The sequence below is a fragment of the Streptomyces sp. NPDC088706 genome (genome assembly GCF_044752765.1).
Lineage (GTDB): Bacteria > Actinomycetota > Actinomycetes > Streptomycetales > Streptomycetaceae > Streptomyces.
In genome coordinates, this window is record NZ_JBIVLW010000001.1 from 111,638 (window position 1) to 136,604 (window position 24,967).

The window sequence follows — 24,967 nt, forward strand, 5'->3', positions numbered from 1 at the left end:
CCATGGAGAACGAGCCCGTCGTACAGGTCGAAGGCCTGGTGAAGCGGTACGGCACGAAGACCGCGGTGGACGGCCTCGATCTGGTCGTGGCGTCGGGCGCGGTGACGGCCGTCCTCGGCCCGAACGGCGCCGGCAAGACCAGCACGATCGAGACCTGCGAGGGCTACCGCCGCCCCGACGCCGGCACCGTACGCGTCCTCGGGCTCGACCCGGTCGCCGACGCGGAGCGGCTGCGCCCGAGGATCGGGGTCATGCTCCAGTCCGGCGGCGTCTACTCCGGCGCCCGCGCCGACGAGATGCTCCGGCACATGGCCAAGCTCCACGCCCACCCGCTGGACGTGGACGCCCTGATCGAGCGCCTGGGCCTCGGCTCCTGCGGCCGCACCACCTACCGCCGGCTCTCCGGCGGCCAGCAGCAGCGGCTCGCCCTGGCCCTGGCGGTCGTCGGCCGGCCCGAGCTGGTCTTCCTGGACGAGCCGACCGCCGGGCTCGACCCGCAGGCCCGCCGCTCCACCTGGGACCTGGTGCGCGAGCTGCGCGCCGACGGGGTCACCGTGGTGCTCACCACCCACTTCATGGACGAGGCCGAGGCGCTCGCCGACGACGTGGCGATCATCGACGCGGGCCGGGTCATCGCCCAGGGCAGCCCGGAACAGCTCTGCCGGGGCGGCGCGGAGAACACCCTGCGCTTCACCGGCCGCCCGGGGCTCGACCTCGGCTCGCTCGTCAAGGCGCTGCCCGACGGCTCCGAGGCCGCCGAGCCGCTCCCGGGCACGTACCGGATCACCGGGAACGTCGACCCGCAGCTGCTGGCCACCGTCACCTCCTGGTGCGCCCAGCACGGTGTGATGCCCGAGGGCATCTCGGTGGAGCGGCACACCCTGGAGGACGTCTTCCTCGAACTGACCGGCAAGGAGCTGCGCGCATGAGCGCCGGTACGTACACCCCGCGCCCCGGCGCCGCCCCGCTCCCCCGGATGATCGCCGCGCAGACCGCGCTGGAGACCCGGATGCTGCTGCGCAACGGGGAGCAGCTGCTGCTGACGGTGATCATCCCGGCGCTGCTGCTGGTCCTGTTCAGCGCGGTCGACGTCGTGGACACCGGCTCGGGCGCGTCGGTCGACTTCCTGGCGCCGGGAATCCTCGCCCTCGCCGTGCTGTCGACCGCCTTCACCGGCCAGGCCATCGCCACCGGCTTCGAGCGCCGTTACGGGGTCCTCAAGCGGCTCGGGGCCTCCCCGCTGCCGCACTGGGCGCTGATGACGGCGAAGACCCTGTCCGTGCTGGTCACCGAGGTGCTCCAGGTGCTGCTGCTGACGGTGATCGCCTTCGCGCTGGGCTGGTCGCCGCAGGGCAACCCGCTCTCCGTCCTGCTGCTCCTGGTGCTGGGGACCGCCGCGTTCTCCGGGCTCGGGCTGCTGATGGCCGGGACGCTGAGGGCGGAGGCGACACTCGCCGCCGCCAACCTGGTCTTCCTGCTGCTGCTGGTCGGCGGCGGGGTCATCGTGCCGCTGGACAAGTTCCCGGACGCGGTGCAGTCGGTGCTGGGACTGCTGCCCATCTCGGCGCTCTCCCAGGGGCTGCGGGACGTCCTCCAGCACGGCGCGCCGATGCCGTGGGCCCAGGCCGGGATCCTGGCGGTGTGGGCGGTGCTGGGGCTGGGCGCGGCGGCCAAGTTCTTCCGCTGGGAGTAGCCCCCACAGCGGGGATCTTCACGGGCGAGCGGGTACGAACCCACCCCTCGTGAAAACATGCACAAGCCTCGTCCTACGATGGTCCGCGTGGAAACCCCCCTCTCTGCCATCGCCAAGCGCTGGACGCCGTCCACCCGGGTGGTGAAGCGTGCCGCGCTCTCCGCCGTGCTGATGAGCGTCTTCATCATCGTGACCGGCGGTGCCGTCCGGCTGACCGGTTCGGGCCTCGGCTGCGACACCTGGCCCAAGTGCACCGACGACAGCCTGTTCGCCACGCCCGAACAGGGTCTGCACGGCGCTATCGAGTTCGGCAACCGGATGCTGACGTACGTCCTGTCGGCCGCCGTCGGCTGGACGATCGTGGCGACCCGCTCGGCCGAGCCGCGCCGCCGCAAGGTGACCCGGCTGGCCTGGTCGCAGTTCTGGATCGTGCTGGGCAACGCCGTCCTCGGCGGCATCACCGTCTGGGCGGGGCTGAACCCGTGGACGGTGGCCGGGCACTTCCTGCTCGCCAACGCGCTGCTCGCGGTCACCGTGAGCACCTGGGTGCGGATCGGCGAGGGCGACGGCCCGGCGCGCCCCCGTGCCCCCCTGCCGGTGCGCCGGCTCTCCTGGGCGATCCTGGCGACCACCGTGGTCCTCATCGTGCTCGGCACCTCGGTGACCGGTTCCGGCAAGCACGCGGGTGACAGCAGCGACGTACCGCGCATGCCGTGGGACTGGTCGGCCGCCGCCCATGTGCACGCCATCGCCGCGTGGGTGGTCTGCGCGCTGGCCATCGCGATGTGGCTGGCTCTGCGGGTGGTGGACGCGCCCGCCGATGCCCGGGCCCGCGCCCGTGACCTGCTGGTCGTGCTGCTCGCCCAGGGCGCGATCGGGTACGTGCAGTACTTCAGCGACGTCCCGGAGATCCTGGTCGGCGTCCACATGCTCGGCTCGGCCCTCATGTGGATCGCCGTGATCCGGCTCGTGATGAGCATGCGCGAGCGCGGCGACGGCGAGTCGACCCCGCTGCCCGGCCCGTCGGCCGAGCGGCAGCGGCCGGCGGCCGCGCGGGCGGTCTAGAAATCCGTACGGGAAAGGGGCGGCGGGCCTGTGCCCGCCGCCCCTTCGCCGTACCCGCTCAGCGGTCGTTGGAAGGCCCGCCGACCTGGATGCCGGCCATCCGCGACCACTCGTAGGGACCCGTGCGGACCTTGAGGGCGAAGTCGCCGTCGAACTGCTCGTGCATCGTGATCCCGGACTTCTCAGCCGCGCTCTCGGCCACCGCGTACGTCGGGGCCACCAGGTCGCCCCAGGCGCCGTCCTGGCCGACCAGGACGATACGGGCGCCCGCCTGGCCGAGGTAAGCGAGCTGCCCCTCGGCGCCGCCGTGCTCCTTGGCGAAGGCCCCGATCTCCCGGGCCAGCTTCGCCGCCCTGCGCTCCGCGCGGGCCGCCTGCCTGGCGTCCGTCCGCGAGGTCTGCCCGGTGTCTGCTGCGTCTGCTGCCGTCTCTGCCATGGACAGGATGCTACCGACGGGTAGGGGGAACGGCGACGGGCGGGTCACGTGGCTTGTGCCACGTGACCCGCCCGTCGAGGGGGGATCAGCGCAGGAAGGGGTCGACCGCGACCGCCAGGAAGAGGAGCGAGACGTAGGTGATGGACCAGTGGAACAGCCGCATCTCCTTCAGCTTGGCGCCGGTCACTCCCGCCTTGGCCCGGCTCTGCAGACCGTGGGCCTCCCAGAGCCAGAAGCCGCCCGCCAGCAGCGCCACCGACAGGTAGAACCAGCCGGTGTAGCCCAGCGGGGTGAGCAGCAGCGAGACGCCGACCATCACCCAGCTGTAGATCACGATCTGCCGGGCGACCACCTGGTTGGAGGCGACGACCGGGAGCATCGGGACGCCGACCCGGGCGTAGTCGTCCTTCACCTTCATGGAGAGCGGCCAGTAGTGCGGCGGCGTCCAGAAGAAGATGACGGCGAAGAGGATGACGGCGGCCCAGGAGAGGGAGTTCGTCACGGAGGACCAGCCGATGAGCACCGGCAGGCAGCCGGCGATGCCGCCCCAGATGATGTTCTGCGAGGTGCGGCGCTTCAGCAGCATCGTGTAGACGACGACGTAGAAGAGTAGCGCGCCGAGGGCGAGTCCGGCCGACAGCCAGTTGACGAGCAGGCCGAACCAGAGCGTGGAGACCACCGCGAGGGAGATGCCGAAGACGAGGCACTCACGGGGGCTGACCATGCCGGTGACCAGCGGACGCTGCGACGTGCGGTCCATCAGCGCGTCGATGTCCCGGTCGATGTACATGTTCAGCGCGTTGGCGCCGCCCGCCGAGAGGTATCCCCCGACGGTGGTGGTGAGCACGAGCCACAGGTCGGGTACGCCCTGGGCGGCGAGGAACATCACCGGAACGGTGGTGATGAGCAACAGCTCGATGATCCGTGGCTTGGTAAGCGCCACAAATGCCTTGACACGGGCCCCGTACGGGCGATGGCCCCCTGGGCTGGGAGTCAAGGCGACCCCTGCGGGTCGGGACTCGACGGCCGTCACGCACACCCCTGACAGAGAAATCCCAGCAAGCTCCGGGCGAGGAGGCCCGGTGAAGACTTGCGCGAACCCGACCACTGTAGACGTTGGGGATACACCGTCCTTCGCGGGGGTGGGGTCGTGTTGAGGGTGACTGCGCGATGTACGCGGGCGGTCCGCCGGGAGGCGAAGTGCGCACGTCGCCCGCACCCTGGAAAAAGCTCGGAAAGTGCGCCCCGCGGCGGGGGTAGGCTCGACAACGCCCGGTGCGCTCACGGTCACCGGCCTACAACAGTGGAGAGGAGCCCTGACTCAGGGTGAGCATCAAGCCGACCACCACAGACCTCCAGTGGACCGATGTGGACCAGCGGGCCGTGGACACCGCCCGCGTCCTCGCCGCGGACGCCGTACAGAAAGTCGGAAACGGCCACCCGGGCACGGCCATGAGCCTGGCTCCCGCCGCGTACACCCTGTTCCAGAAAGTCATGCGGCACGACCCCGCGGACGCGGAGTGGACCGGCCGCGACCGGTTCGTCCTCTCGGCGGGCCACTCCAGCCTGACCCTCTACATCCAGCTCTACCTCGCCGGCTACGGCCTGGAGCTGGAGGACCTGAAGGCGTTCCGGACCTGGGGCTCCAAGACGCCGGGGCACCCGGAGTACGGCCACACCACCGGTGTCGAGACCACGACGGGCCCGCTGGGCCAGGGCGTCGCCAACGCGGTGGGCATGGCCATGGCCGCCCGCTACGAGCGCGGCCTCTTCGACCCCGAGGCGGCCCCCGGCACCTCCCCGTTCGACCACACGGTCTGGGTCATCGCCGGTGACGGCTGCCTCCAGGAGGGCATCTCCGCCGAGGCGTCCTCGCTGGCCGGCCACCAGCGGCTGGGCAATCTGGTCCTGCTCTGGGACGACAACCACATCTCCATCGAGGGCGACACGGAGACCGCGGTCTCCGAGGACACCCTGAAGCGGTACGAGGCCTACGGCTGGCACGTCCAGCGCGTCGACCAGCTGCCCAGCGGCGACCTGGACCCGGCGGGTCTGTACGCGGCACTCCAGGCGGCCAAGGCCGAGACCGAGCGCCCGTCGTTCATCGCGGCCCGCTCGATCATCGCCTGGCCCGCCCCGAACGCCCAGAACACCGAGGCGGCCCACGGCTCGGCGCTCGGCGACGACGAGGTCGCGGCGACCAAGCGGGTCCTGGGCTTCGACCCGGAGCAGACCTTCGAGGTCTCCGACGAGGTCATCGGCCACACCCGCCAGGCCCTGGACCGCGGCCGCGAGGCCCGCGCCGAGTGGGACAAGGCCTTCGCCGCGTGGCGCACCGCCGACCCGGAGCGTGCCGCCGACTTCGACCGGATCGCCGCGGGTGAGCTGCCCGCGGGCTGGGAGGAGAAGCTCCCGGTCTTCGAGACCGGCAAGTCCCTGGCCACCCGTGCCGCGTCCGGCAAGGTGCTCCAGGCGCTGGGCGAGGTCGTGCCCGAGCTGTGGGGCGGCTCCGCCGACCTCGCCGGCTCGAACAACACCACCATCGACAAGACGTCGTCGTTCCTGCCGGCGGGCAACCCGCTGCCGGAGGCCGACCCGTACGGCCGCACGATCCACTTCGGCATCCGCGAGCACGCGATGGCCGCCGCGATGAACGGCATCGCGCTGCACGGCAACACCCGTATCTACGGCGGCACCTTCCTGGTGTTCTCCGACTACATGCGCAACGCCGTGCGCCTCTCCGCGCTGATGCACCTTCCGGTGACGTACGTGTGGACGCACGACTCCGTCGGCCTCGGCGAGGACGGCCCGACCCACCAGCCGGTCGAGCACCTGGCCGCACTGCGCGCCATCCCGGGCCTGAACGTCGTGCGCCCGGCCGACGCCAACGAGACCTCCATCGCCTGGCGCGAGATCCTGCGCCGCTACACCAAGGTGTTCGGCAAGGGCGCCCCGCACGGTCTCGCGCTGACCCGCCAGGGCGTGCCGACGTACGGGGCGAACGAGGACGCGGCCAAGGGCGGTTACGTCCTGTTCGAGGCCGAAGGGCCCTCCGGACAGAACACGGCGCCGCAGGTGCTGCTCATCGCCACCGGCTCCGAGGTCCACCTCGCCGTCGAGGCGCGCGAGCAGCTCCAGGCGGCCGGGGTGCCGACCCGGGTGGTCTCGATGCCGTCGGTCGAGTGGTTTGAAGAGCAGGACCAGGCGTACAAGGAGAGTGTGCTCCCGCCGTCGGTCAAGGCGCGGGTCGCCGTCGAGGCCGGCATCGGCCTGACCTGGTACCGGTACGTGGGGGACGCCGGCCGGATCGTCTCGCTGGAGCACTTCGGTGCCTCGGCCGACGCGAAGGTCCTCTTCCGCGAGTTCGGCTTCACCGCCGAGAACGTGGCCGCAGCCGCGCGGGAATCTCTCGACGCCGCAGCACGCTGACGCCATATATACGACTAGTAGGAGATGCAACTCATGACAGACGCACTCAAGCGCCTCTCCGACGAGGGCGTGGCGATCTGGCTCGACGACCTGTCGCGCAAGCGGATCACCTCGGGCAACCTGGCCGAGCTGATCGACCAGAGCCATGTCGTCGGCGTCACCACCAACCCGTCGATCTTCCAGAAGGCCATCTCGCAGGGCGACGGTTACGAGCAGCAGCTCACCGACCTCGCCGCCCGCCGGGTCACCGTCGAGGAAGCCGTCCGCATGATCACGACGGCGGACGTCCGCGACGCCGCCGACATCCTGCGCCCGGTCTTCGACGCCACCGGCGGCCAGGACGGCCGGGTCTCCATCGAGGTCGACCCGCGCCTGGCGCACAACACGCTGGCCACCACCGCCGAGGCCAAGCAGCTGGCCTGGCTGGTCGACCGGCCGAACACGCTGATCAAGATCCCGGCGACCAAGGCCGGTCTGCCGGCGATCACCGAGACCATCGGCCGGGGCATCAGCGTGAACGTGACGCTGATCTTCTCGCTGGAGCGCTACCGGCTGGTCATGGACGCCTACCTGGCGGGCCTGGAGAAGGCGAAGGCCGCGGGCCTGGACCTCTCCAAGATCCATTCGGTGGCGTCCTTCTTCGTGTCCCGCGTGGACACCGAGATCGACAAGCGGCTGGACGCCATCGGCTCCGACGAGGCGAAGGCCGCCAAGGGCAAGTCCGCCCTGGCCAACGCCCGCCTGGCCTACGAGGCGTACGAGGAGGCCTTCTCGGGCGACCGCTGGGCCGCCCTGGACAAGGCGCGGGCCAACAAGCAGCGTCCGCTGTGGGCCTCCACCGGTGTCAAGGACCCGGCGCTCAAGGACACCCTGTACGTCGACGACCTGGTGGCCCCCAACACGGTCAACACCATGCCGGAGGCGACCCTGGAGGCCGTGGCCGACCACGGCGAGATCACCGGCAACACCGTCGCCGGCGGTTACGACCAGGCGCGCGCCGACCTGGACGCGATCAAGAAGCTCGGCATCTCGTACGACGACGTCGTGCAGGTGCTGGAGGACGAGGGCGTCGACAAGTTCGAGGCGTCCTGGACCGACCTGCTCAAGTCGACCGAGGCGGAGCTCCAGCGCCTCGCCCCCTCGGAGGGCTGACCACTTGTCTGCTGTTCCCGGAGCCAACCCGCTCCGTGACGCACAGGACCGACGGCTCCCGCGTATCGCGGGGCCGTCGGGCCTGGTCATCTTTGGCGTCACGGGCGATTTGTCCCGTAAAAAGCTGATGCCCGCTGTCTACGACCTGGCCAACCGCGGCCTGCTGCCACCGGGCTTCTCGCTCATCGGCTTCGCGCGCCGCGACTGGGAGGACGAGGACTTCGCCCAGGTGGTCCACGACGCCGTCAAGGAGCACGCCCGTACGCCGTTCCGCGAGGAGGTCTGGCAGCAGCTCATCCAGGGGATGCGCTTCGTCCAGGGCAACTTCGACGACGACGCGGCGTTCGAGACGCTCAAGGCGACCATCCAGGAGCTCGACAAGGTGCAGGGCACCGGAGGCAACTACGCCTTCTACCTCTCCGTGCCGCCGAAGTTCTTCCCCAAGGTCGTCCAGCAGCTCAAGAAGCACGGACTCGCCGACCAGACGGAAGGGTCCTGGCGACGGGCCGTCATCGAGAAGCCGTTCGGCCACGACCTGGCCAGCGCGCAGGAGCTCAACCAGCTCGTGCACGACGTCTTCCCGCCCAACGAGGTCTTCCGGATCGACCACTACCTGGGCAAGGAGACGGTCCAGAACATCCTGGCACTGCGGTTCGCCAACACGATGTTCGAGCCGATCTGGAACCGGTCCTACGTCGACCACGTGCAGATCACGATGGCCGAGGACATCGGTATCGGCGGCCGGGCCGGCTACTACGACGGCATCGGCGCCGCCCGTGACGTCATCCAGAACCACCTGCTCCAGCTGCTGGCGCTCACCGCGATGGAGGAGCCCGGCTCCTTCCACCCGAAGGCCCTGGTCGCCGAGAAGCTCAAGGTGCTCACCGCCGTCGAGCTGCCCGAGGACCTCGGCTCGCACACCGTGCGCGCCCAGTACGAGCACGCCTGGCAGGGCGGCCAGGAGGTCCTAGGCTACTGCGAGGAGGAGGGCATCGACCCCAAGTCGACGACCGACACCTACGCGGCGATCAAGCTGACGATCAACAACCGCCGCTGGGCGGGCGTGCCGTTCTACCTCCGGACCGGCAAGCGGCTCGGCCGCCGGGTCACGGAGATCGCGGTCGTCTTCAAGCGGGCGCCCTACCTGCCCTTCGAGTCCGGTGCCACGGAGGAGCTCGGCGGCAACGCCCTGGTCATCCGGGTGCAGCCGGACGAGGGCGTCACCGTCCGCTTCGGCTCCAAGGTGCCCGGCACCTCGATGGAGGTCCGGGACGTCACGATGGACTTCGCGTACGGCGAGTCCTTCACGGAGTCCAGCCCGGAGGCGTACGAGCGGCTGCTGCTCGACGTCCTGCTCGGCGACGCCAACCTCTTCCCGCGCCACCAGGAGGTCGAGCTCTCCTGGACCATCCTCGACCCGATCGAGGAGTACTGGGACAAGCACGGCAAGCCCGCGAAGTACGCGGCCGGCACCTGGGGTCCGGCCGAGGCCGACGAGATGCTCGCACGTGACGGACGGAGCTGGAGGCGGCCATGAAGATCGATCTCACGGAAACCACGTCCAGCAAGATCAACCAGGCGCTGGTCTCGGCCCGCCGGGCGATCGGCACCCCCGCCATCGGCATGGTGCTCACGCTGGTCATCGTCACCGACGAGGAGAACGCCTACGACGCGCTCAAGTCGGCCGGTGACGCCTCGCGCGAGCACCCCTCGCGGATCATCGCGGTGATCAAGCGGGTCAGCCGCTCGCCGCGCGCCCGGCGCGACGCCCGGCTCGACGCCGAGGTCCGGGTCGGTTCCGACGCGGGCACCGGCGAGACCGTCGTCCTGCGCCTGCACGGCGAACTGGCCAACCACGCCCAGTCGGTGGTTCTCCCCCTGCTGCTGCCGGACGCCCCGGTGGTGGTCTGGTGGCCCGACGACGCGCCCGCCGACGCGGCGAAGGACCCCCTGGGCGCGCTCGCCCAGCGCCGGATCACCGACGGCTACTCCGCCGAGCGCCCGCTCGACGAGCTGGCGGTGCGGGCGGCGACGTACAGCCCCGGCGACACCGATCTGTCGTGGACCCGGATCACGCCGTGGCGCTCGATGCTGGCCGCGGCGCTGGACCAGCAGCCCGCGGAGGTCATCGGCGCCACCGTCGAGGGCGAGAGCGACAACCCGAGCTGCGAACTGCTCGCCATGTGGCTCGCGGACCGGCTCGGGGTCCCGGTGGAGCGCACGTACTCCGGCGGCCCGGGTCTGACCGCCGTCCGGATGGAGACGAAGAACGGCGTCATCGTGCTCGACCGGGCCGACGGCTCGCTGGCCACGCTCTCCATGCACGGCCAGCCGGACCGCGCGGTGGCGCTCAAGCGCCGGGACACCGCCGAACTGCTGGCGGAGGAGTTGCGTCGGCTGGACCCGGACAACACCTATGAGTCCGCGGTGAAGTTCGGGGTGGCGAAGCTCCACGCGGGCGGCGAGGTCGAGGCCGCGGCCGTGGCGGAGAAGAAGAGCGCCGAGGGCGAGCAGCAGGCTCCCGCCGCGAAGAAGGCCCCGGCCAAGAAGGCGGCCGCCAAGTGACGCCTCCTCAGCTGGTCGTGCACCGCGACAAGGAGCTGATGGCGCAGGCCGCGGCGGCCCGGCTGATCACGAGGATCGTGGACGCCCAGGCCGCCCGGGGCCACGCCTCGGTGGTGCTGACCGGCGGGCGCAACGGCAACGGCCTGCTGGCCGCGCTCGCCGCCGCGCCCGCCCGGGACGCGGTCGACTGGGCGCGGCTGGACCTGTGGTGGGGCGACGAGCGGTTCCTGCCCGAGGGCGACCCCGAGCGGAACGTCACCCAGGCCCGCGAGGCGCTGCTGGACGCGGTGGAGCTGGACCCGGCCCGGGTGCACGCGATGCCCGCGTCGAACGGCCCGTACGGCACGGACGTGGACGAGGCGGCCGCCGGGTACGCGGCCGAACTGGCCGCCGCCGCGGGGCCGGAGGACCACGGCGGGGTGCCGGCGTTCGATGTGCTGATGCTGGGCGTCGGCCCGGACACCCATGTCGCCTCGCTCTTCCCGGAGCTGCCCGCGGTACGGGAGACCGAGCGCACCGTCGTCGGTGTGCACGGGGCCCCCAAGCCGCCGCCGGTCCGCGTCTCGCTCACCCTGCCCGCGATCCGCGCGGCGCGTGAGGTGTGGCTGCTGGCGGCCGGCGAGGACAAGGCGGAGGCCGCGGCCATCGCGCTGTCCGGCGCCGGGGAGATCCAGGCTCCGGCGGCGGGCGCGTACGGGCGCAGCCGGACGCTGTGGCTGCTGGACGCGGCGGCGGCCTCGCAGCTGCCGCGCGCGCTGTATCCGCCGGCCTCTGCCTGAAGTCACGGATCGCAGGCCCGGCCCGCTTTTCTCCCAGCGGGCCGGGCCTGCGGCATGAAAGGCTCGCCCCATGGTGCACATCGGAACCGTGGTGATGGGCGCGTCGGACGTGACGCGGGCCGCCTCCTTCTGGAAGGCGGCGCTCACGTACACCGAGCGCGAGCCGGGGACGGACGACTGGGTGGTCCTGGTCCCGGTCGAGGGGCCCGGTGTCGGGGTGGCGCTGGGGCGCTCCTCCTCCCCGGTGCAGGAGGTCCCCCGGGTCCACCTCGACCTCTACTCCGACGCCCAGGAGGCCGAGGTGGAGCGGCTGGTCGGCCTTGGCGCCGAGCGGGTCGCGTGGGAGCTCTACCCGCCGGACCCGGACTTCGTGGTCCTCGCCGACACCGAGGGCAACCGCTTCTGCGTCATCGACACCACGCGCGGCGGCTGACCGGGTTCAGGTGGTGCCGCCGGACCGCTCCAGGAAGGGTTCCAGCAGCCCGGGGACGGCCTCGGCGGCGAAGGTGAGGCCCTCGGCCGCATCGGTGTCGTACGCCGTGTACGCGCCCCCTCCGGCGGCCGTGGTGGCCGTGATGCTGACCAGACCGGCCCGCCGCTGGAAGTACGACTGCTTGACTGTCCAGCCGATCACCCCGGCCCGCTCCAGGGCGGCGGTGGAGCGGCGCAGGGTGCCGGAGCGGGTCACCAGGTAGCGGCCGGACAGCCCGTGGCCGAGGGCCCGGTACGCATCCAGCGCGAGCGCCACCGCGAGCGGCGGGAACACCACCGCGCAGCCGAGCGCGATCCACAGGAGTACGGGGGTGAGGAGCGCCCCGAGGACGGTGAGGATCAGGACCGGGGCGAGGGCGGTGGCCAGCGACCGGCGCAGTCGGAGGCCCCGGGCGGCGCGCGGGTGGCGGGTCAGCGGGACGCCGGTCGGGGTGTTCTCCTCCCGGAGTACCGCGGCGGCGACGGAGTCGGCCAGCGGGCGCGGCACCGCCGGAAGGACCGTGTCGTGGTCGGCGTACTTCGACTCGTCGTCCTTGGCGAGCCCGGTGGTGATGGCGTCCAGCCGGGCGGCGCCGAGCAGCCGTACGCCGAGGGGTTCGACGAGGTCCACACCGCGCAGCCGGGCCTCCTCGACGGAGATCGACCGGGAGGTGAACAGCCCGCGCCGGACCCGTACGGTGCCGCCGGGCTCGCGCTCCAGGCGGTAGTTCCACCACATCTCGATCCAGAGGCCGAGCGCCCCGACGACGCCCGCGAGCAGGGCGGCAAGGACCAGGATGACGATCATCCGGAGCAGCGTGGTGTCCCGGAACCGGTCGCCGATCCACGCGATGACCTCAGCCTGGACCCCGGCCCAGTCGCTGACCTGCATCACGGCCCCGGCGGCGGCCCCGCCGAGCACGGGGGCGCCGAAGGAGAAGGGGGCGTAGCGGATCCAGCGGAGGTCGAGCGTGGCCAGTTCGCCGTCGTGGTGGAGGCCGGTCGGTGGGGTGGCGGTGCGTTCCAGCAAGAGGCGGCGGAGCCGTTCGCCCTCGGCGCGGGTGACCGGATCCAGCTCCAGGGTGGAGTCGCCGCCCTGTTCGCCGGTGCCGATCCTGACGGTGACCAGGCCGAGGAGGCGCAGCAGCGGGTTGGCGGTGAGGTCGACGGTGCGGATGCGGCCGCGGGCCAGGGAGCGGCGCTTGACGAGGAGGAGGCCGGTGCGCAGGTCGACGCGCTCCTCGCCGACGCGGTAGCGGGTGCGGTGCCAGCGGACCCGGTCGGCGCCCGCCGCCGCCCCGATGACCAGGACGCCGGCGCCGGCCACCGCGAGCACCGCGCCTAGGAGCCCGAGCCGGCCGGAGAGGCCGAGGGTGGCGGGCAGGGCCGCGCCCGCGACGACGCCCGCCACGACGAGGACGGTGACCCAGACCGTACGGGGGTCCAGGCGGCGCCAGTCGTCCTCGGGGGAGTACGGGAGGCGCGGGGTGCTCATGTGGCGTCGCCAGGGGGGTACGGGAGGCGCGGGGTGCTCATGTGGCGTCGCCAGGGGGGTACGGGAGGCGCGGGGTGCTCATATGGCTTCGCCAGGGGGGTACGGGAGGCGCGGGGTGCTCATGTGGCGTCGCCGGGGGTGTCGCGGGTGATGAGGGTGAGCCGTTCGGCCAGTTCGGCGGCGACCTCGTGGTCCAGCCCCTCGATCCGCACCGCTCCCTTGGCGGAGGCGGTGGTGACCGTGACGGTGGCGAGCCGGTAGAGCTGCTCCAGCGGGCCGCGCACGGTGTCCACGGTCTGGATCCGGGACATCGGCGCGATCCGCCACTCCTGCCGGAAGGACCCGGTGCGCACGTACACCGCGTCCTCGGTGACCTCCCAGCGGTGGACGCGGAACCACCACAGGGGGAGGAGGAAGGCGGCCGCCACGCCCGCCGCGGCGAGCACCGCGGCGGGCAGCAGCAGCCAGAAGCGGGCGGGCTCGATCAGCGCGCCCAGCACGGCGAGCGGGACGACGGGCAGCGCGGTCATCAGCAGCCACTGGACCCGCCACCAGCCCACGGCCCGCTCGTTCAGCGTGTTGCGCGGCGGCCGCAGCCGTATCCCCGCCGTCCCCTCCCCCGGTGGCATGGGCTCAGCGTCCCCGCAGCGTGCGGTAGGCGGTGACGAGGGCCGCGGTGGAGCTGTCGAGCTCCCCGGTGCCGGTCTCACCGGTCAGGACGGGCTCGATCTTCTTGGCCAGGACCTTGCCGAGTTCGACGCCCCACTGGTCGAAGGAGTCGATGTTCCAGACGGCGCCCTGGACGAAGACCTTGTGCTCGTAGAGCGCGATGAGCTGGCCGAGGACCGAGGGGGTCAGCTTGTCGGCGAGGATCGTGGTCGTCGGGTGGTTGCCCCGGAACGTCTTGTGCGCGACGAGCTCCTCGGGCACGCCCTCCGCGCGGACCTCGTCGGGCGTCCTGCCGAAGGCGAGCGCCTGGGTCTGGGCGAAGAAGTTGGCCATCAGCAGGTCGTGCTGGGCGATCAGGCCGGGCAGCAGGTCGTGGACCGGGGCGGCGAAACCGATGAAGTCCGCCGGGATCAGCTTGGTGCCCTGGTGGATCAACTGGTAGTACGCGTGCTGCCCGTTGGTGCCGGGGGTCCCCCAGACGACCGGTCCGGTCTGCCACTGGACGGGGTCGCCCTCGCGGTCGACGGACTTGCCGTTGGACTCCATGTCGAGCTGCTGGAGGTAGGCGGTGAACTTGGACAGGTAGTGGCTGTAGGGCAGCACCGCGTGCGACTGGGCGTCGAAGAAGTTGCCGTACCAGACGCCGAGCAGGCCGAGCAGGAGCGGGGCGTTCTCCTCGGCGGGGGCGGTGCGGAAGTGCTCGTCGACGAGGTGGAAGCCGTCCAGCATCTCGCGGAACCGGTCCGGGCCGATGGCGATCATCAGCGAGAGGCCGATCGCGGAGTCGTAGGAGTAGCGGCCGCCGACCCAGTCCCAGAACTCGAACATGTTGGCCGTGTCGATGCCGAACTCGTCGACCTTCTCCGCGTTGGTCGACAGCGCCACGAAGTGCTGGGCGACGGCATCCTGACCGGCCCGCAGCTCGGTGAGGAGCCAGTCGCGGGCGGAGGTGGCGTTGGTGATCGTCTCGATCGTGGTGAACGTCTTCGAGGCGACGATGAACAGCGTCTCGGCGGGGTCCAGGTCGCGGACCGCCTCATGGAGGTCGGCGCCGTCGACGTTGGAGACGAACCGGACGGTGAGCGAGCGGTCCGTGAAGGAGCGCAGCACCTCGTACGCCATGGCGGGGCCGAGGTCGGAGCCGCCGATGCCGATGTTGACGATGTTCTTGATGGGGCGGCCGGTGTGCCCGGTCCACTCCCCCGACCTGACCTTCTCCGCGAAGGCGGCCATCTTGTCCAGGACGGCGTGCACGGCGGGCACGACGTTCTCGCCGTCGACCTCGATCACCGCGTCGCGCGGCGCGCGCAGCGCGGTGTGCAGGACGGCCCGGTCCTCGGTGGTGTTGATCTTCTCGCCGCGGAACATCGCGTCCCGCAGCTCGGCGACCCCGGTCGCGGCGGCGAGTTCGCGCAGCAGGCGCAGCGTCTCGTCGGTGACCAGGTGCTTGGAGTAGTCGAGGTGGAGATCGCCGACCCTGAGGGTGCAGGCGCTGCCCCGGTCCGGCTGCCGCGCGAAGAGCTCGCGCAGCTGGGTGGCGCCGAACTCCTCACGGTGCTTGGCGAGAGCCGTCCACTCGGGGGTCTGGTTGAGCTTGGTTCGGCTTGCTGCGTTCATCCCGGATATCAGCCCACTTCTTCTCGTCACTCAGCTTCCCCGCTGCCCCTCCAACCTAATTGATCGAGGAGGCAGGTGGCGGGTGCGCGGGCCGGGAGGAGGCAAAGCGGTCCGGCCGGACTCCCGTTGGGTGTCCGGCCGGTGAACGACTGGGGTGGTCCGTGGCGCTGTACGGACCGCGGCGGTGCTAGATCTCGCCGCGGAGCTTGGCGAGTGCCTCGGCGAGGATGGCCTCGCCGTCCTCGTCGCTGCGCCGTTCGCGTACGTATGCGAGGTGCGTCTTGTACGGCTCGGTACGGGGCGGGTCCGGCGGGCTGTCCCGGTCCTGGCCGGCCGGGAAGCCGCAGCGCGGGCAGTCCCAGGTGTCCGGCACCTGCGCGTCATGGGCGAAGCTCGGCTGCGTCTCGTGCCCGTTCGAGCACCAGAAGGAGATGCGCAGGCGTGGCGCGGACTCGCCCCGCTCGGCCTCACCCATCGGCCCCGCTCCGACCCGGCTCCCCCGGATCGCGTTGCCACTTGCCACGGTCGTAACTCCCTGCGTGATGGTGCTCGAGGATGCCCCAGTCTACGTAAGGCCCAACGCGCGTCCAGTGAAAGGAGTTACACCCTCACGGGAATCGCGGACGCCGGTCAGTCGCCCAGCTTGACGAGCAGACCGAGGACGACGACGCATGCGAACCAGACCAGACCGACCACGACGGTGATGCGGTCGAGGTTACGTTCGGCGACGGAGGAACCGCCGACGGACGACTGCATCCCGCCACCGAACATGTCGGAGAGGCCGCCGCCCTTGCCCTTGTGCATGAGCACCAGCAGCATCAGCAGCAGGCTGAAGACGATCAGAGCGATCTGGAACGCCATAACCACGGCTGGTCCCTACTTTCAGAATTCTCGACTACTGCCTGTACGTACAGCGGGGGCCGGAGGGTGACAACCCCCTCGGCCCCCGCAAGGGTACGACGGATCCGCGCTACCGCATACTCACTGGTCGCGGAAGCGGACGATCTTGACGAACTCGTCGGCGTCCAGCGCGGCGCCTCCGATGAGGGCGCCGTCCACGTCGGGCTGCGCCATGATGGCCGCCACGTTGCCGGACTTCACCGAGCCGCCGTACTGGATGCGGACGGCGTCGGCCAGCTCCGGCGAGTACAGCTCGGCCAGCCGGCGGCGGATCGCACCGCAGACCTCCTGGGCGTCCTCGGGGGTGGCGACCTCGCCGGTCCCGATCGCCCAGACCGGCTCGTAGGCGATGACGATGGACTCGGCCTGCTCGGCCGGGAGGTCCCTCAGGGCGCCGTCGAGCTGCGCGAGCGTGTAGGAGACCTGGTCACCGGCCTTGCGGATGTCCAGTCCCTCGCCGACGCAGAGGATCGGGGTCAGGCCGTGCTGGTAGGCGGCCTTCACCTTGGCGTTGCAGATCTCGTCGCTCTCGCCGTGGTACTGGCGGCGCTCGCTGTGGCCGACGGCCACGTACGTGCAGCGCAGCTTGGCGAGCATCGCGCCGGAGATCTCACCGGTGTACGCGCCGGAGTCGTGCGCCGAGATGTCCTGGGCGCCGTACTTGATCTTCAGCTTGTCGCCGTCCACCAGGGTCTGCACGGAGCGCAGGTCGGTGAAGGGCGGCAGGACGGCGACCTCGACGGCGTCGTAGTCCTTGTCGGCCAGGGCGAAGGAGAGCTTCTGGACGTGGGCGATGGCCTCCAGGTGGTTGAGGTTCATCTTCCAGTTGCCCGCCATCAGCGGGGTGCGGGTGGTCATTGAGGGTCAGTCCTCCAGTGCGGCGAGGCCGGGAAGCGTCTTGCCCTCGAGGTATTCGAGGCTGGCGCCGCCACCGGTCGAAATATGTCCGAAAGCATTCTCGTCGAAGCCCAGGATGCGAACGGCCGCGGCGGAGTCGCCACCGCCGACGACGCTGAAGGCCGGGGAGTCGACGAGCGCCTGGGCGACCGCGCGGGTGCCGTCGGCGAACTCGGGGTGCTCGAAGACGCCCATCGGGCCGTTCCAGAAGACGGTGGCCGCGTCGGCGAGCTTCGATGCGTAGAGCTTGTTCGTCTCCGGTCCGTTGTCCAGACCCATCTGGCCGGCCGGGATGGCGTCGGCGGCGACGGTGGTGGGGTGGGCCGGGGCCTTGGTCTTCAGGTCGGGGAAGGCGGGGGCGACGACGACGTCGACCGGCAGGACGAACTCCACGCCCTTGTCCTGCGCACGCCGCAGGTACTCCTGGACGGCGGGGATCTGGTCCTCCTGGAGCAGCGAGCTGCCGACCTCGTGGCCCTGGGCCTTGAGGAAGGTGTACGCCATGCCGCCGCCGATCAGGATGCGGTCGGCCTTCTCCAGCAGGTGGTCGATCACGCCGAGCTTGTCGGAGACCTTGGCTCCGCCGAGGACGACGGCGTACGGGCGCTTGACGTCGGTGGTGAGCTTCTTCAGCACACCGACCTCGGTGGCGATGAGGTAGCCCGCGTAGTGCGGCAGCCGGGCCGGGAGGTCGAAGACCGAGGCGTGCTTGCGGTGTACGGCACCGAAGCCGTCGCCCACGTACACGTCCGCGAGCTCGGCGAGCTGGTCGGCGAAGGCGCCGCGCTCGGCGTCGTCCTTGGCCGTCTCACCGGCGTTGAAGCGGAGGTTCTCCACGACGGCGACCTGGCCGTCGGTGAGGGCCGCGACGGTCGAGCGGGCGGAGTCGCCGACGGTGTCGGTCGCGAAGGCGACGTCGGCACCGAGGAGTTCACCGAGGCGTGCGGCGGCGGGCGCCAGCGAGAACGCCGGGTCCGGGGCACCCTTGGGACGGCCCAGGTGCGAGGCGACGACGACGCGCGCGCCGGCGTCGGCGAGCTTGGCGACCGTCGGGACGACGGCGCGGATACGGCCGTCGTCGGTGATGGTGGTGCCGTCGAGCGGCACGTTGAGGTCGGCGCGGACGAATACCCGCCTGCCGGCGACCCCTTCGGTGAGAAGTTCGTCGATCGTCTTCATCTGTTCCGTTTACTCCTTGGGAGGACCGATGAGCATGCTAAGGGGCTCGGCCGGCGCTTCGTTGCGCCGGCCGAGCCCCTTCACTCACATCGTTGTGCCTGCCGACCCGACGGTCAGAGCTGGTCGCCGACGAAGACCGTGAGGTCGACGAGGCGGTTGGAGTAGCCCCACTCGTTGTCGTACCAGCCGAGGATCTTCACCGAGTTCCCCTCCTGGACCATGGTCAGGGAGGAGTCGAAGGTGCAGGACGACGGGTCGCCGACGATGTCCGAGGAGACGATCGGGTCCTCGGTGTACGTCAGGAAGCCCTTGAGGTCGCCGTCGTCGGCGGCCTTCTTGAACGCGGCGTTGACCTCGTCCTTGGTGACCTCACGGTCCAGGGTGACGACGAGGTCGGTGGCGGAACCGGTCGGGACCGGGACACGCATGGCGATGCCGTCGAGCTTGCCCTTGAGCTGCGGGAGGACCAGGGCGGTGGCCTTGGCGGCACCGGTCGTGGTCGGGATGATGTTCTCGGCGGCGGCGCGGGCGCGGCGCAGGTCCGAGTGCGGGAAGTCCAGGATGCGCTGGTCGTTGGTGTACGCGTGGACCGTCGTCATCAGTCCCTTGACGATGCCGAAGTTCTCGTCGAGCACCTTGGCCATCGGCGCCACACAGTTGGTGGTGCAGGAGGCGTTGGAGATGACGTGGTGGTTGGTCGCGTCGTACTTGTCCTGGTTGACGCCCATCACGATGGTGATGTCCTCGTCCTTGGCCGGAGCCGAGATGAGGACCTTCTTGGCACCACCGGTGATGTGCTTCTCCGCGTCGGCCTTCTTGGTGAAGATACCGGTCGACTCGATGACGATGTCGACGCCCAGCTCACCCCAGGGGATGTCGGCCGGGTCGCGCTCGGAGAGCACCTTGATGGTGTGCCCGTCGACGGTGATGGTGTCGGCGGTGTGGCTGACCTCTGCCTTGAGACGACCCAGAATGGTGTCGTACTTCAGCAGGTGGGCCGTGGTCGCAGTGTCACCCAGGTCGTTGACAGCCACGATCTCGATGTCCGCACCCTGCTCCAGCAGCGCGCGGAAGTAGTTGCGACCGATGCGGCCAAAGCCGTTGATGCCTACGCGGATCGTCACGAAACCGATCTCCTCGTTAGGTACGCCGGTTTTCGACGCCGGCGAGTTGTATAGGGATGTCCCCGACCGCCTCCGACCCTACCTCTCCGAGGGCCCCGGGGTGACATCGAGAGGGCCCGTACGCGCCACCGGCATACGCCCGGAGGCCCGTACTCCCCAGTAGGGTCACGGGCCTCCGTGCACGCTTCGGGACCTAGGTCCCGGGGGCCGGGGACCAACGTCCCCCGGCCGTGGCCGAGTCAGCCGACCAGGCCGTCCGCCAGCTCCTCGCTGAGCGTCGCCTCCGTCCCCGGGATGCCGAGATCCTGGGCGCGCTTGTCGGCCATGGCCAGCAGGCGGCGGATCCGGCCGGCGACCGCGTCCTTGGTCAGCGGCGGGTCGGCGAGCGCTCCCAGCTCCTCCAGCGAGGCCTGCTTGTGCTCCATGCGCAGCCGTCCGGCCGCCGCGAGGTGTTCGGGGACCTCCTCGCCGAGGATCTCCAGCGCGCGTCCCACCCGGGCCCCGGCGGCGACCGCCGCGCGGGCCGAGCGGCGCAGGTTCGCGTCGTCGAAGTTGGCGAGCCGGTTGGCGGTGGCGCGGACCTCGCGCCGCATCCGGCGCTCCTCCCAGGCCAGCACCGACTCATGGGCGCCGAGCCGGGTGAGCAGGGCGCCGATCGCGTCGCCGTCGCGGACGACGACCCGGTCCACGCCACGCACCTCGCGGGCCTTGGCCGCGATGGAGAGCCGGCGCGCCGCGCCGACCAGGGCGAGGGCCGCCTCGGGGCCGGGGCAGGTGACCTCCAGCGAGGAGGAGCGGCCGGGCTCGGTGAGGGAGCCGTGGGCGAGGAACGCGCCGCGCCAGGCGGCCTCGGCGTCGCAGGTGGCCCCCGAGACCACCTGCGGCGGCAGCCCGCGGATGGGGCGGCCCCGGCCGTCCACCAGGCCGGTCTGACGGGCCAGCTGGTCGCCGCCCGCCACCACCCGTACGACATAGCGCGAACCGCGCCGCAGCCCGCCGGGGGCCATCACGATCAGCTCCGAGCTGTGCCCGAAGATCTCGAGGATGTCGCGCTTGAGCCGGCGCGCCGCCATCGCGGTGTCCAGCTCCGCCTCGATCACGATCCGGCCGCTCACCAGGTGCAGCCCGCCCGCGAACCGGAGAATCGCCGAGACCTCCGCCTTCCTGCAACAGGTCCGGGTGACGGGAAGCCGAGAGATTTCGTCCTTCACCGCTGGCGTCATCGCCATGGGCCGATCCTTCCATGCATCCGGAAAATACGGTCGTACGCGGCGGCCAACAGCTCCTGATCATGGACCGGAACGCCGTCGGGCGATGCCACCGGCGCCAGCTCGACCGCCGCTCCGAGCCGCTTGGCGGCATCGGCGAGGGATTCGCGGTCGGGCACGGCTGCCTCGTCGGCCAGCACCACGTCCAACGCGAGTTTAGGGGCGTGTCGTCCCAAAACCTCCAAATGACGCTGCGGTGAGAACCCCTCTGTTTCACCGGGCTGTGGTGCGAGATTCAACGACAGGACCTTGCGGGCCTTCGTGGTGACCAGGGCGTCGAGCAGTTCCGGCACCAGCAGATGCGGGATCACCGAGGAGAACCAGGAGCCCGGGCCGAGCACCACCCAGTCGGCGTCCAGGACCGCCTCGACGGCTTCCGGGACGGCCGGCGGATCGGGCGGGACGACGTGCACGGACTGCACCTCGCCCGGGGTGAGCGCCACGGTGGCCTGGCCGCGCACGGTGACGATCGCGTCCGGCAGCTCGGGGTCGTGGCCCTTCACCAGCGCCTGGAGCTCCAGCGGCACGGCGGACATGGGCAGCACCCGGCCCTGCGCACCCAGCAGCCTGCCGACCAGGTCGAGGGCCTGGACGTGGTCGCCGAGCTGCTCCCAGAGGGCGACGATCAGCAGATTGCCGACCGCGTGCCCGTGGAGGTCGCCCTTGGACTCGAAGCGGTGCTGGATGACCCGGGACCAGGTGCGGCCCCAGTCGTCGTCGCCGCAGAGCGCGGCGAGCGCCTTGCGCAGGTCCCCGGGCGGCAGGACGCCCAGCTCCTCGCGCAGTCGGCCGCTGGAGCCGCCGTCGTCGGCGACGGTGACCACGGCCGTGAGGTCGCCGGTGATCCGGCGCAGCGCCGCCAGGGACGCCGAGAGGCCCATGCCGCCGCCGAGCGCGACGACCTTGGGCTGTCCACCGCGTTTACGGCCGGAGAGCCCCGACGAGGCGCGGCTCAGCCGCCGCATCCGCAGATTGCGACCGGTCACTCTCGCCCCATGTCCCGGTGGACGAGGACGGTCTCGATGCCTTCGGCGGCCAAGCGGGCCGAGAGCTTCTCCGACATGGCGACCGAGCGGTGCTTGCCGCCCGTGCAGCCCACGGCGATGGTCACGTACCGCTTGCCCTCGCGGCGGTAGCCGGCGGCGATCAGCTGGAGCAGCTCCGTGTACTGGTTGAGGAACTCCTTGGCCCCCGGCTGGTTGAAGACGTAGCCGGAGACCTCCTCGTTCAGCCCGGTGAAGGGGCGCAGCTCCGGGACCCAGTGCGGGTTGGGCAGGAAGCGGCAGTCCACGACCAGGTCGGCGTCGACGGGCAGGCCGTACTTGTAGCCGAAGGACATCACCGTGGCGCGCAGCTCCGGCTCCGACTCGCCCGCGAACTGGGCGTCCATCTTGGCCCGCAGCTCGTGCACGTTGAGGCTGGAGGTGTCGATGACCAGGTCGGCGTCGCCGCGCAGCTCGCGCAGCAGGTCGCGCTCGGCGGCGATGCCGTCGACGATGCGGCCGTCACCCTGGAGGGGGTGCGGACGGCGGACGGACTCGAAGCGGCGCACCAGCGCGTCGTCGGAGGACTCCAGAAAGACGATCCGCCGGGTGACGTGCTTGGCCTCCAGGTCCGCGAGGGACTCGCGGAGGTTGTCGAAGAAGCGCCGGCCGCGCACGTCGACGACGACGGCGATCCGCGCCACGTTGCCCTGGGAGCGGGCGCCGAGCTCCACCATGGTGGGGATCAGCGCGGGCGGCAGGTTGTCGACGACGAACCAGCCGAGGTCCTCCAGACACTTGGCGGCGGTGCTGCGCCCGGCGCCGGACATGCCGGAGATGATCACCAGCTCGGGGATGGCCGGCACCACTGCCTCGCCCGTCTCGTTCGTGGTGTTCGTACTCACGTCTGCTCCGTCTGCTCGGTCTGTTCGTTCGTGCTGGTCGTCGTCGGGGCGCGCGCTGTCGTCGCCGGCACGGTCGGCCCGGCGGGCGGGCTCGGTCATGACGTGCCCCCGTCGTCCTCTTCCATGATCTCTCCTGTGGCCGTGTTCACGGCAGGGGCCGCGGGAGCGGTCGCGGCCAGGGCGACGGCCACCGATTCCGCCGTCCTGCGCCCTATCCCGGGGACCTCGCAGATCTCCTCGATTGTCGCCTGCCGGAGCTTCTTCACGGAGCCGAAATGCTTGATCAGGGCCTGCTTGCGGGTCTCGCCGAGGCCCGCCACGTCGTCCAGGGGGCTGGAGCGGATGCGCTTGGCCCGCTTGGCGCGCTGGTAGGTGATGGCGAAGCGGTGGGCCTCGTCCCGGACGCGCTGGAGGAGGTAGAGACCCTCGCTGGAACGGGGCAGGACGACGGGGTCGTCGTCATCGGGGAGCCAGACCTCCTCCAGGCGCTTGGCCAGGCCGCAGACGGCGATGTCGTCGATCCCCAGCTCGTCCAGGGCCCGCTTGGCGGCGGCGACCTGGAGCTGTCCGCCGTCGACCACGACGAGCTGCGGCGGATAGGCGAACCGCTTAGGGCGCCCGTCGTCCTCCCGGGGCTCGATCTCGTCGACCGGGGAGGCGGCGGTGAGGGCGGGGGCCGGGACGGGGCCGGTGGGGGCGGGGCCGGTGAGGGCGGGGGCGGTGGGGGCGGGGGCGGTGAGGGCGGGGCCGGTGGGGACGGGGCCGGCGAGGGCGGGGCCGGTGGGGACGGTCGCGCCGGGGGTCGCCTCCGGCGTCTCCTCCCACTCCCCCGTGCGCTCCTTCTCCTGGAGGTAGCGCTTGAAGCGGCGACCGATCACCTCGTGCATCGAGCGGACGTCGTCCTGGCCCTCGAAGCCCCTGATCTGGAAGCGGCGGTACTCGCTCTTGCGGGCGAGGCCGTCCTCGAAGACCACCATGGAGGCCACCACGTCGTCGCCCTGGAGGTGGGAGATGTCGTAGCACTCGATGCGCAGCGGGGCGGTGTCCAGGCCGAGCGCCTCGGCGATCTCCTCCAGCGCCCGGGAGCGGGTGGTCAGGTCGGAGGCGCGCTTGGTCTTGTGCAGCCCGAGCGCCTGCTGGGCGTTGCGCTGGACCGTCGCCATGAGGTCCTTCTTGTCGCCGCGCTGCGGGATGCGCAGGCTGACCTGGGAGCCCCGGCGCTCGGCGAGCCACTGGGAGACCGCCTCGGTGTCCTCGGGCAGGGCTGGGACCAGGACCTCCTTGGGGACGGACTCGCCGCGCTCCTCCCCGTACAGCTGCTGGAGGGCGTGCTCGACGAGGCCGGCGGTGTCGACCGCCTCGACCTTGTCGGTGACCCAGCCGCGCTGGCCGCGGACCCGGCCGCCGCGCACATGGAAGATCTGGAGGGCGGCCTCCAGCTCGTCCTCGGCGACGGCGATCAGGTCGGCGTCGGTGGCGTCCGCGAGGACGACGGCGCTCTTCTCCATGGCCCGCTTGAGGGCCCCGGCGTCGTCCCGGAGCCGGGCGGCGCGCTCGTACTCCATCTCCTCGGCCGCCTGCGCCATGTCCTTCTCCAGGCGGCGGATGTAGGTGCCCGTGCGCCCGGCCATGAAGTCGCAGAAGTCCTCGGCCAGCTCCCGGTGTTCCTCGGGGGTGACCCGGCCCACGCAGGGGGCCGAGCACTTGTCGATGTAGCCGAGGAGGCAGGGGCGGCCGGTGCGGGCGGCGTTCTTGAAGACTCCGGCGGAGCAGGTGCGGACGGGGAAGACGCGGAGCATCAGGTCGACCGTCTCGCGGATCGCCCAGGCGTGCCCGTACGGACCGAAGTAGCGCACGCCCTTCTTCTTGGCTCCGCGCATCACCTGGACGCGGGGGAACTCCTCGTTCAGCGTGACGGCGAGATAGGGATAGCTCTTGTCGTCCCGGTACTTGACGTTGAACCGGGGGTCGAACTCCTTGATCCAGGTGTACTCCAGCTGGAGCGCCTCGACCTCGGTGGAGACGACCGTCCACTCGACGGAGGCGGCGGTCGTGACCATCGTGCGCGTACGCGGGTGGAGACCGGCCAGGTCCTGGAAGTAGCTGGCCACGCGCTGGCGGAGGTTCTTGGCCTTCCCGACGTAGATCACCCGGCGGTGCTCGTCGCGGAACTTGTAGACCCCCGGGGAGTCGGGGATCTGCCCCGGGCTGGGGCGGTAGCTGGAGGGGTCTGCCATGTCTCACACCCTACTTGCGGGGTGTGACAGCGCGTCGTCCTCCGGGTGACGGGTGCGCTCCGGGGCGCCGGGGGTGCCGGCGGTCCCGGAGCGCGGGTTCGCG

At 71.2% G+C, this 24,967-nt stretch carries 23 protein-coding genes; 9 read left to right on the top strand and 14 right to left on the bottom strand.

Going from position 1 to position 24,967, the window contains the following annotated elements; translation table 11 throughout:
* Positions 1 to 2 precede the first annotated feature (2 nt).
* The 3 genes from ACIQAK_RS00570 (at position 3) to ACIQAK_RS00580 (ending at position 2,758) form a co-directional block, all read left to right on the top strand.
* On the top strand, positions 3 to 929 hold the full coding sequence (locus ACIQAK_RS00570; protein WP_366388481.1) for an ABC transporter ATP-binding protein: 927 nt from the start codon (positions 3 to 5) through the stop codon (positions 927 to 929).
* Positions 926 to 1,693: an ABC transporter permease gene (locus ACIQAK_RS00575; RefSeq protein WP_366388480.1), complete on the top strand. Its 768-nt coding sequence runs from the start codon at positions 926 to 928 to the stop codon at positions 1,691 to 1,693. Before ACIQAK_RS00570 ends, ACIQAK_RS00575 begins: the two co-directional genes overlap by 4 nt.
* A 78-nt stretch (positions 1,694 to 1,771) precedes the next feature.
* Positions 1,772 to 2,758, top strand: coding sequence for a COX15/CtaA family protein (locus tag ACIQAK_RS00580; protein ID WP_366388479.1), 987 nt, complete (start codon positions 1,772 to 1,774; stop codon positions 2,756 to 2,758).
* A 58-nt stretch (positions 2,759 to 2,816) separates the two neighbouring features.
* On the opposite strand, the gene ACIQAK_RS00585 is transcribed toward ACIQAK_RS00580, so the two are convergent.
* Positions 2,817 to 3,194, bottom strand: coding sequence for a hypothetical protein (locus tag ACIQAK_RS00585; protein WP_366388478.1), 378 nt, complete (start codon positions 3,192 to 3,194; stop codon positions 2,817 to 2,819).
* Between the two features lie 85 nt (positions 3,195 to 3,279).
* Positions 3,280 to 4,233 (bottom strand): heme o synthase, encoded by a 954-nt coding sequence (locus ACIQAK_RS00590; protein WP_366388477.1) that lies wholly within the window; start codon positions 4,231 to 4,233, stop codon positions 3,280 to 3,282.
* Positions 4,234 to 4,520: 287 nt separating this feature from the next.
* On the opposite strand from ACIQAK_RS00590, the gene tkt reads away from it, so the two are divergent.
* The 6 genes from tkt to ACIQAK_RS00620 all read left to right on the top strand — a co-directional run bounded on the left by tkt (position 4,521) and on the right by ACIQAK_RS00620 (position 11,552).
* Entirely contained in the window at positions 4,521 to 6,623 is a 2,103-nt protein-coding gene (gene tkt / locus ACIQAK_RS00595; RefSeq protein WP_366388476.1) for a transketolase, read from the top strand.
* 33 nt (positions 6,624 to 6,656) lie between these two features.
* Entirely contained in the window at positions 6,657 to 7,775 is a 1,119-nt protein-coding gene (tal, locus tag ACIQAK_RS00600; RefSeq protein WP_366388475.1) for a transaldolase, read from the top strand.
* Positions 7,776 to 7,779: 4 nt separating this feature from the next.
* Positions 7,780 to 9,312 carry a glucose-6-phosphate dehydrogenase gene (zwf, locus tag ACIQAK_RS00605; RefSeq protein WP_366388474.1) on the top strand — a complete coding sequence of 511 codons (1,533 nt, stop codon included), beginning with the start codon at positions 7,780 to 7,782 and terminating at the stop codon, positions 9,310 to 9,312.
* Positions 9,309 to 10,340, top strand: a complete 1,032-nt coding sequence (gene opcA, locus ACIQAK_RS00610) for a glucose-6-phosphate dehydrogenase assembly protein OpcA (RefSeq protein ID WP_366388473.1) — start codon at positions 9,309 to 9,311, stop codon at positions 10,338 to 10,340. The genes zwf and opcA overlap by 4 nt, the downstream gene beginning before the upstream one ends.
* Positions 10,337 to 11,119: a 6-phosphogluconolactonase gene (gene pgl, locus ACIQAK_RS00615; RefSeq protein ID WP_366388472.1), complete on the top strand. Its 783-nt coding sequence runs from the start codon at positions 10,337 to 10,339 to the stop codon at positions 11,117 to 11,119. The genes opcA and pgl overlap by 4 nt, the downstream gene beginning before the upstream one ends.
* Positions 11,120 to 11,189: 70 nt before the next feature.
* The gene (locus tag ACIQAK_RS00620; protein ID WP_366388471.1) at positions 11,190 to 11,552 is read left to right on the top strand and encodes a VOC family protein; all 363 of its coding nucleotides are present in this window, start codon (positions 11,190 to 11,192) and stop codon (positions 11,550 to 11,552) included.
* A gap of 6 nt (positions 11,553 to 11,558) precedes the next feature.
* On the opposite strand, the gene ACIQAK_RS00625 is transcribed toward ACIQAK_RS00620, so the two are convergent.
* The 12 genes from ACIQAK_RS00625 to uvrC all read right to left on the bottom strand — a co-directional run bounded on the left by ACIQAK_RS00625 (position 11,559) and on the right by uvrC (position 24,864).
* Entirely contained in the window at positions 11,559 to 13,085 is a 1,527-nt protein-coding gene (locus tag ACIQAK_RS00625) for a PH domain-containing protein (RefSeq protein ID WP_366388470.1), read from the bottom strand.
* Positions 13,086 to 13,204: 119 nt separating this feature from the next.
* Positions 13,205 to 13,714, bottom strand: coding sequence for a PH domain-containing protein (locus ACIQAK_RS00630; protein WP_366388469.1), 510 nt, complete (start codon positions 13,712 to 13,714; stop codon positions 13,205 to 13,207).
* Between the two features lie 4 nt (positions 13,715 to 13,718).
* A complete protein-coding gene (gene pgi, locus ACIQAK_RS00635; protein ID WP_366388468.1) occupies positions 13,719 to 15,371 on the bottom strand; it encodes a glucose-6-phosphate isomerase in 1,653 nt (550 codons plus the stop codon).
* 187 nt (positions 15,372 to 15,558) lie between these two features.
* Entirely contained in the window at positions 15,559 to 15,894 is a 336-nt protein-coding gene (locus tag ACIQAK_RS00640; protein WP_073880172.1) for an RNA polymerase-binding protein RbpA, read from the bottom strand.
* Positions 15,895 to 16,001: 107 nt separating this feature from the next.
* On the bottom strand, positions 16,002 to 16,232 hold the full coding sequence (gene secG / locus ACIQAK_RS00645; protein ID WP_018512146.1) for a preprotein translocase subunit SecG: 231 nt from the start codon (positions 16,230 to 16,232) through the stop codon (positions 16,002 to 16,004).
* Between the two features lie 120 nt (positions 16,233 to 16,352).
* Entirely contained in the window at positions 16,353 to 17,129 is a 777-nt protein-coding gene (tpiA, locus tag ACIQAK_RS00650) for a triose-phosphate isomerase (RefSeq protein WP_366388467.1), read from the bottom strand.
* Between the two features lie 6 nt (positions 17,130 to 17,135).
* Positions 17,136 to 18,347 (bottom strand): phosphoglycerate kinase, encoded by a 1,212-nt coding sequence (locus ACIQAK_RS00655; protein ID WP_366388466.1) that lies wholly within the window; start codon positions 18,345 to 18,347, stop codon positions 17,136 to 17,138.
* A gap of 113 nt (positions 18,348 to 18,460) precedes the next feature.
* Entirely contained in the window at positions 18,461 to 19,471 is a 1,011-nt protein-coding gene (gap, locus tag ACIQAK_RS00660; RefSeq protein ID WP_366388465.1) for a type I glyceraldehyde-3-phosphate dehydrogenase, read from the bottom strand.
* 239 nt (positions 19,472 to 19,710) lie between these two features.
* Positions 19,711 to 20,700, bottom strand: a complete 990-nt coding sequence (gene whiA / locus ACIQAK_RS00665; protein ID WP_084745309.1) for a DNA-binding protein WhiA — start codon at positions 20,698 to 20,700, stop codon at positions 19,711 to 19,713.
* Positions 20,691 to 21,725 (bottom strand): uridine diphosphate-N-acetylglucosamine-binding protein YvcK, encoded by a 1,035-nt coding sequence (gene yvcK, locus ACIQAK_RS00670; RefSeq protein ID WP_366388464.1) that lies wholly within the window; start codon positions 21,723 to 21,725, stop codon positions 20,691 to 20,693. Before yvcK ends, whiA begins: the two co-directional genes overlap by 10 nt.
* Complete coding sequence (rapZ, locus tag ACIQAK_RS00675; protein WP_366388463.1) at positions 21,722 to 22,726, bottom strand: RNase adapter RapZ; 1,005 nt, start codon at positions 22,724 to 22,726, stop codon at positions 21,722 to 21,724. The genes yvcK and rapZ overlap by 4 nt, the downstream gene beginning before the upstream one ends.
* Positions 22,723 to 24,864: an excinuclease ABC subunit UvrC gene (uvrC, locus tag ACIQAK_RS00680; protein WP_366388462.1), complete on the bottom strand. Its 2,142-nt coding sequence runs from the start codon at positions 24,862 to 24,864 to the stop codon at positions 22,723 to 22,725. The genes rapZ and uvrC overlap by 4 nt, the downstream gene beginning before the upstream one ends.
* Positions 24,865 to 24,967: the final 103 nt, after the last annotated feature.